The organism is Methylobacterium sp. NEAU K (assembly GCF_030700285.1).
GTDB lineage: Bacteria > Pseudomonadota > Alphaproteobacteria > Rhizobiales > Beijerinckiaceae > Methylobacterium.
The window spans coordinates 318518-325055 of record NZ_JAUYZJ010000002.1; the positions used below are offsets into that span (position 1 = coordinate 318518).

The window sequence follows — 6538 nt, forward strand, 5'->3', positions numbered from 1 at the left end:
CTGACGATGCCGGAGGGAGGGTGCGATGACGGAGGATCGCCGTGGGGCATTCCGGAAGAATGCCTTCACGTTCGGCACCCTGCTGCTCGCCTGCGGCGAAGTCGGCTGCCTCGTCTGGGATGCCACCGAGACGGGGGCCCAGATCGAGGTCGAGGACGACCAAGCGGTACCGGACCGCTTCCCGATCCGGCTCACGGACGGCGCGGATCCGCGGCCGGCCGCCGTGGCGTGGCGGCGCAGCCGCCGGATCGGTGTCGCGTTCGAGAACTGAACTTCGCACCGCCTCAGGTGGTCCGCAGTGCCGCTCGCGGACGCGGCGTCTCAGCGGTGATCCGGAACAGCCGGGGGCGCACGAACAGCAGGTTGAGCGGCGTATCGCGTACCAGCCTCTCGAACGCCAGCGGCAGGAGCAGCGCCGCCGACATCACCACGAGGCTCGCGAGACCGATATCGGCGGTGAGCCCGGTGCGGACCAGAAGTTCGCGGGTCGCGGCCATCGGCAGTGAGAAGGCGAGGTAGATCACAATCGAGCGCCGTCCGCAGGCCCGGAGTGCCTCGGCGAGCGGGCCGCCCGCCCGGCCGATGAGCGCGGCCGCGACCACGATCGCAAGCGCGCCCGCCGCGCCGAGCGCCAAGCTCACGAGCGGCAGGCTGGCGAGGGTCGGGTAGGCCGGGCTGCCGATCGGCGTCAGCGCGAGCCATCCCTCCACGGCCGCCCAGGCGGCGAGGCCGCACAAGCCAACGCCGGCCCTCCGACGCGCAACGTCGGCCAAGGCGAAGATTCGCTCGGCAAACAGGTAGCCGGCGACGAAGTAGACGTAACGAGCGCAGAACTCCTCGATGAGGGTCGAGCCGCTGCGGATATCGGCGATCTGCAGCAGGGCTGCCCCGGCTAGCAGAAGCATCCCGGGCATCCGGCGCAAGGCCTTCGTCACCACAGAGAAAACCGCCAGCAGATAGATGAACCAGAGGCTGGAATAGGGCTCGATCAGGGCATGCGCCAAGTGGGCGACGAACGCAGCGGGCCCTGCGTCGCCGACGATCTTCCTGTACCGGGCGAAAGACTGGATGACCAGCCAGAGCAGGTAGAAATAGGCGAAATGCACGACACGGCGGTCGGCGAACAGGCGCCAGTCGCGATCGATCACGCGGCCCAGGAAAAGGCCGGACAGGAGAAAGAAGTCCGGGATCCGGAACGGCTTCGCGAAGGCGACGACCGGATGGAGGAACCCCGTGCCGCCCATGGCCTCGCCGGTGCCGGTAACGGCGTGCATCATCACCACCAGCAGGATGCAGATACCCTTGGCGATATCCACCCAGGCGAGCCGATCGTCCGCGTTCCCTGCCCCGCCCATCGTCCCACTCCCAGAGCCGGGACCATCCTGGATCGACAAGGTTGACGCGAAGGACCGACCGGCGGCGCGACCTGCGGATGTGCCGAACGCCGGGTAAACGCAGATGCCTCAGTCCCGACGCTTCGGCGCGCGTCGGTCTCGCGTCGTGCGGGTGGCCGCGTGGAAATCGTCGGGCTTTCCGCGGATCCAGGCGAGAAACCGGGCGATCTCCGGGTCGGCCTGCAGCGCCTCCACGGCGGCGAGACGCTTGGCGATCTCGGACTCGCTGTATCGGGCATGGATCGCCGAGTGGCAGATCTGGTGCAGTCGCACCGTGCCCCGATGGGTCCCGCCCTTCAGCCTGGGGGTGAGATGGTGGAGGCTGGAGCGAGCGCCGGGCGGTATCGGCCGCTGGCAGAGCGGGCAGACCGGATCTGTCCGGGCGGCGGATTCCGGCCCGTCGGGATCGTCGGCGCTCCAGCGCCGGGAGCGGCGTCCGACCACGCGAGGTCTCCTCCCTCTATTCCCTCACGGTGCCGCCCGCGCACAGGCCGACCCGACGCGCGCGCCGAACAACGCCTCGGCCTGCCGGTCCCGGATGCCGAGGATCGAGACGTGATCGCCCGGGATCACGTCGATCCGTGCCCGGGGCCCCGCGGCCGCGGCGAGGTTCCGGGCGAGCGCGACGGGCACCACCGGATCGTCGATACCCTGCACGATCAGGACCGGTTCGGTGCCGACGCGGATGCGCCGGTCCGATCGGTAGGTGTCGCGCAGTAGCCAGGAAGGGGCCAGCGGGACATGCAGCCGCACGACGTGGGCGAGCGAGTCGAAGGGCGCTTCCAGGAAGAGCCCGATGTGGGGGACCCGGCCGGCGACGGCGACCGCCACGGCGGCACCGAGGGAGTGGCCGTGCAGCAAGGTCGGCGCACCGGGCGCGCGCTCCGCGACGGCAGCGATCGCCGCCAGTCCGTCGCGGAGCAACCCGTCCTCGCTGGGCTGTCCGGTCGAGCCCGGATAACCGCGATAGGCTGGTGCCAACATACCCCAGCCCGCGGCCAGCCACGGAGCCGCGGCGAAGCGGGCCGCGTGCGGCTCGGGCCGAGAACCGTTGCCGTGGAAGGTGACCACGACCCCGCAGCCCGGAAGCGGAGGGCGCCACAGGGCGTGAAGACGCTCCCCGTCCTCGGTCACGAGGGTGACGGCCTCGACGCCGGGCGGCATGTCCCAGGGCGGCGGCGGCTGATAGGCACCCGGGTAGATCAGCCGGCGCTGGCCGAGCGCCAGAGCAGCCAGCACCAGGCCGTAGAACAGCATGGCCGCGAGCACGAGGCCGACGAGGACGCGCATGGGCGGAAGCCGGGGGCGACCGGGAAGGCCGCGTCAGGACGAGGGATAGCCTGCGTTGGATTTCTAAGGTCTGCGCCCAGCATTGACAAAGCCGGTCGCGGAGCCGAGTTTCGAACCGTTCCGAGGGGAGCCCCGCAGGGGGCTGAGATTGGGCACGCTGCCCTGACCCTTGAACCTGATCCGGCTCATACCGGCGGAGGGACGGGAACCTGCGGTCGCATTCGTGTGACCGGATCTCATCTCATCCATCGATTGGACCGGACCGCTCCATCAAGAGGAGAGGCCCACGATGAACGCACCCGTTCTCCCCAAGGACGTGAAAGGCAGCCCCGAGACCGTGACCACGGGTCCGGTCACCGGATCGCGCAAGGTCTATGCGAGCCCGGCCGGCCGGCCGGACATCCGCGTCCCCTACCGCGAGATCGCCCTGTCCGATCCGAAGGAGGAGCCGGTGCGGGTCTACGATCCGTCGGGCCCCTACACCGAGACCGATGCGCGCATCGACCTCACCGCCGGCCTGTCCGGCGTGCGCGAGCCCTGGATCGCGGCGCGCGGCTACGCCGCCGTGGAGCCCCGGGCGGTCAAGCCCGAGGATAACGGCTTCGCCGGCGACAAGCTCGTGGCGCCCTGCCCCGCAGCCCGCACGATCCGCAAGGCGGCGCCCGGGCAGATGGTGACGCAGTACGAGTTCGCCCGGGCCGGGATCGTCACCGAGGAGATGATCTACGTCGCCCACCGCGAGAACGCCTGCCGCGACGCGATGCTGGCGGGCGCCGAGGCTACGCTCGCCGACGGCCAGAGCTTCGGCGCCTCGGTGCCGCCCTTCATCACTCCCGAATTCGTCCGCGACGAGATCGCCCGCGGCCGGGCGATCATCCCGGCCAACATCAACCACACCGAGCTGGAGCCGATGGCGATCGGCCGGAACTTCCTGGTCAAGATCAACGCCAATATCGGCAACTCGGCCGTGACCTCCTCGGCCGCCGAGGAGGTCGAGAAGCTGGTCTGGTCGATCCGCTGGGGCGCCGACACGGTCATGGATCTGTCCACCGGCCGGAACATCCACAACATCCGCTCGTGGATCATCCGCAACAGCCCGGTGCCGATCGGGACCGTGCCGATCTACCAGGCACTGGAGAAGGTCGGCGGCGACCCGCTGAAGCTCGACTGGGAGGTGTTCAAGGACACCCTGATCGAGCAGGCCGAGCAGGGCATCGACTATTTCACGATCCATGCCGGTGTCCGGCTGGCGCATGTGCCGCTCACCGCCCGGCGGGTCACCGGCATCGTCTCGCGCGGCGGCTCGATCATGGCGCGCTGGTGTCTCGCCGGGCACCGGGAATCGTTCCTGTACGAGCATTTCGACGAGATCTGCGACATCATGCGGGCCTACGACGTGTCGTTCTCGCTGGGCGACGGCCTGCGCCCGGGCTCGATCGCCGACGCCAACGACGCCGCGCAGTTCGGCGAGCTGGAGACGCTCGGCGAACTCACCAAGGTCGCGTGGGACAAGGGCTGCCAGGTGATGATCGAGGGCCCCGGCCACGTGCCGATGCACAAGATCAAGGTCAACATGGAGAAGCAGCTGCGGGAATGCGGCGAGGCACCGTTCTACACGCTCGGCCCACTGACCACCGACATCGCGCCGGGCTACGACCACATCACCTCGGGGATCGGCGCGGCGATGATCGGCTGGTTCGGCACCGCCATGCTCTGCTACGTCACCCCGAAGGAGCATCTCGGGCTCCCTGACCGGGACGATGTGAAGACCGGGGTGATCACCTACAAGATCGCCGCCCACGCCGCCGACCTCGCCAAGGGCCACCCGGCCGCCCAGCTGCGCGACGACGCGCTCAGCCGCGCCCGGTTCGATTTCCGCTGGGAGGATCAGTTCAACCTGGGCCTCGATCCGGATACCGCCCGCCGCTACCACGACGAGACCCTGCCCAAGGACGCCCACAAGGTCGCGCACTTCTGCTCGATGTGCGGCCCGAAATTCTGCTCGATGAAGATCACGCAGGACCTGCGCGCGGAAGTGCTGGCCATGGAGGAGGCCGGCGAAGTCGTCGGGGCCTCGCCCGCCATGTCCCAAGCCGAGGCGGAGGCCGGCATGCGGGCGAAATCGCAGGAGTTCTTGGCCGAGGGCGGGAAGCTCTACGTCGACGCCGCCGAGTGAGCGACCGGCACGCCCCGCCCGTTCAGGGCGGGGCGTGCCGCATCCAGGATCGTCGCCGGGCCGGTCGTGCACCCTGGGAGCAGGCCTCACAGGGCACAGGTTCAGCGGAGCGATCCGTCGAGGCTGTCCATCGGGGTCACTGACATCGAAAAATTGTCTCCGTCCGGTAACGGGATCTTCATGGCGAGTCCGGATCCGCGGCAGCCATCCCGTGCGACGGGAGCCGGTGTTAATGAACGCTTAGGAAGACCCTCTGCTGAATCCCTCGATCACAGGATCGCAGGAGATCAGCCATGGATATCCGCCCGCTGAATGCGGCGACGCCGGGACCCCAGGGTCTCGATGCACTCGCCGCGTCCGCCGCTTCCGCGGCCACGCAAGACGCTCCGGTCTCGCAGACCGCCACGACGCCGCTGGAACCGGCGGTGAAGCTCGACATCGGCTCCGGTGGAAGTTCGAGCGAGGGCAAGGCCCGCTACATCCAGGACCCCGACACCAGCGCGATCGTGTTCCAGGTCGTCGATCCCTCGTCCGGCAGCGTGATCGAGCAACTCCCGAGCGAAACGGCGTTGCGCAACCGGGCCTACGATGCTGTGCGCGGCACGCAGGGCGGCCAGAGCGGCGGCGTGTCCCGGTTCGCCTGAGATCCTGAGGAGCGCCACACAGGAGCTTCGCCGCTCCGCGGGCGCCTCGCGCCTGCGTAGATGCCGGGCCGGCACATGTTGGCTTGGCCCTCGGAGGCGGTTCCGATGCGTACCGATCACAGCCGCAGATCAAACCTCCGGTGGATCCGTTTGTCCCATCGAAACCGGAAAGCCCCGTTTGACGCCGTCACCCCCGGACTGCTAAATCTCCGCCGTACAGGGCGCACGGGGTGCGTGCGGGGTCTCTTCTCCGCCCTCGCCAACGAGACCGTCACCGCCATGTCCGCGGGCGTAGTTCAGTGGTAGAACGTCAGCTTCCCAAGCTGAATGTCGTCGGTTCGATCCCGATCGCCCGCTCCAACTAACTCGCTGAAGCGTCAGCCTTTTTAACGCTCTGCCGCTGACCTCGCGTTCCCCGTGTACCCTATGAGCCGTTCAGGCCATTAACTTCACGGCGCGATGGGCGATCCGAAGGGTCGCCACTTGCCGTGATTTTCCGACAGCTCTGCGCGCGTAGCGCGCCGTTGTCGAAATCTGCGTGTGAGCTGCCGCGGCGCGCGCGTCGTCGAGTTCTGCGCCCGCATCTTCGGCCTCTGACCCTGACCCATCAATCTGGCCCGCGCTGAGCGCAAATTTTTCGGGCATCCTGATCCCTGAAGGAGGGTGGATGCCATGCCTCGCAAAGGCTTCACGAACGAACAGAGCGCCTTCGCCCTGGGGCAGGTGGAGAATGGTGCGACGGTGGACGAAGTCTGCCGGAAGATGGGCGTCTCCGAGCCGACCTGGTCGTGTCCCGTAGCGTGGTTTAGCTTCGGCGGGGCCACCCCGATCACCGGCCTGGGCCGGATCGATCAGGCTGCCAGGGTGGGCAGGCTGACGCGGAGCTCATCGCCGATCGGGGCGATGCTTTCCAGGGTGATGTAGCCGGACCGCTGGACGGCCCATTCGTCATTCTGCTCCAACAGGAGCGCGCCGACGAGGCGGCCGTTTTGGCGCACCTTCACGTAGGGCGCGTCGATCCAGAGATACGGCCA

The 6538-nt window shown here is 68.5% G+C and carries 6 protein-coding genes, 1 tRNA gene, 2 pseudogenes and 1 riboswitch; of the genes and pseudogenes, 5 read left to right on the top strand and 4 right to left on the bottom strand.

All coding sequences use genetic code 11. From position 1 onward, the window contains the following. The first annotated feature begins 25 nt into the window (after positions 1-25). On the top strand, positions 26-271 hold the full coding sequence (locus Q8W67_RS03165) for a pilus assembly protein PilZ (protein WP_305540548.1): 246 nt from the start codon (positions 26-28) through the stop codon (positions 269-271). A gap of 13 nt (positions 272-284) precedes the next feature. Here Q8W67_RS03165 and Q8W67_RS03170 read toward each other — a convergent pair whose 3' ends face one another. From Q8W67_RS03170 to Q8W67_RS03180, 3 genes are all read right to left on the bottom strand, one after another. Then, on the bottom strand, positions 285-1355 hold the full coding sequence (locus tag Q8W67_RS03170; protein WP_305540551.1) for an acyltransferase family protein: 1071 nt from the start codon (positions 1353-1355) through the stop codon (positions 285-287). Positions 1356-1463: 108 nt separating this feature from the next. Continuing rightward, positions 1464-1838 (bottom strand): restriction endonuclease, encoded by a 375-nt coding sequence (locus Q8W67_RS03175; protein ID WP_305540554.1) that lies wholly within the window; start codon positions 1836-1838, stop codon positions 1464-1466. Between the two features lie 24 nt (positions 1839-1862). Then, the gene (locus tag Q8W67_RS03180) at positions 1863-2684 is read right to left on the bottom strand and encodes an alpha/beta hydrolase (RefSeq protein ID WP_305540565.1); all 822 of its coding nucleotides are present in this window, start codon (positions 2682-2684) and stop codon (positions 1863-1865) included. Positions 2685-2797: 113 nt separating this feature from the next. Further along, a riboswitch (TPP riboswitch) is annotated at positions 2798-2903 on the top strand. A gap of 70 nt (positions 2904-2973) precedes the next feature. Here Q8W67_RS03180 and thiC point away from each other — a divergent pair. From thiC to Q8W67_RS03200, 4 genes and pseudogenes are all read left to right on the top strand, one after another. Beyond that, positions 2974-4860, top strand: a complete 1887-nt coding sequence (gene thiC, locus Q8W67_RS03185) for a phosphomethylpyrimidine synthase ThiC (protein WP_305540567.1) — start codon at positions 2974-2976, stop codon at positions 4858-4860. 293 nt (positions 4861-5153) lie between these two features. Further along, positions 5154-5504, top strand: a complete 351-nt coding sequence (locus Q8W67_RS03190) for a flagellar protein FlaG (protein ID WP_305540569.1) — start codon at positions 5154-5156, stop codon at positions 5502-5504. A gap of 285 nt (positions 5505-5789) precedes the next feature. Next, a tRNA-Gly gene (locus Q8W67_RS03195) sits at positions 5790-5864 on the top strand. 312 nt (positions 5865-6176) lie between these two features. Further along, positions 6177-6291: pseudogene (locus tag Q8W67_RS03200) on the top strand (transposase); the annotation flags it as partial. Positions 6292-6355: 64 nt separating this feature from the next. Here the strand turns inward: Q8W67_RS03200 and Q8W67_RS03205 are convergent. After that, a pseudogene (locus Q8W67_RS03205) lies at positions 6356-6538 on the bottom strand (hypothetical protein); the annotation flags it as partial.

What these genes read in the sequence shown, in the direction of transcription:
- Q8W67_RS03165 (WP_305540548.1), top strand. Translation starts at nt 26, where the DNA reads ATGACGGAGGATCGCCGTGGGGCATTCCGGAAGAATGCCTTCACGTTC.
- Q8W67_RS03170 (WP_305540551.1), bottom strand. Translation starts at nt 1,355, where the DNA reads ATGGGCGGGGCAGGGAACGCGGACGATCGGCTCGCCTGGGTGGATATC.
- Q8W67_RS03180 (WP_305540565.1), bottom strand. Translation starts at nt 2,684, where the DNA reads ATGCGCGTCCTCGTCGGCCTCGTGCTCGCGGCCATGCTGTTCTACGGC.
- thiC (WP_305540567.1), top strand. Translation starts at nt 2,974, where the DNA reads ATGAACGCACCCGTTCTCCCCAAGGACGTGAAAGGCAGCCCCGAGACC.
- Q8W67_RS03190 (WP_305540569.1), top strand. Translation starts at nt 5,154, where the DNA reads ATGGATATCCGCCCGCTGAATGCGGCGACGCCGGGACCCCAGGGTCTC.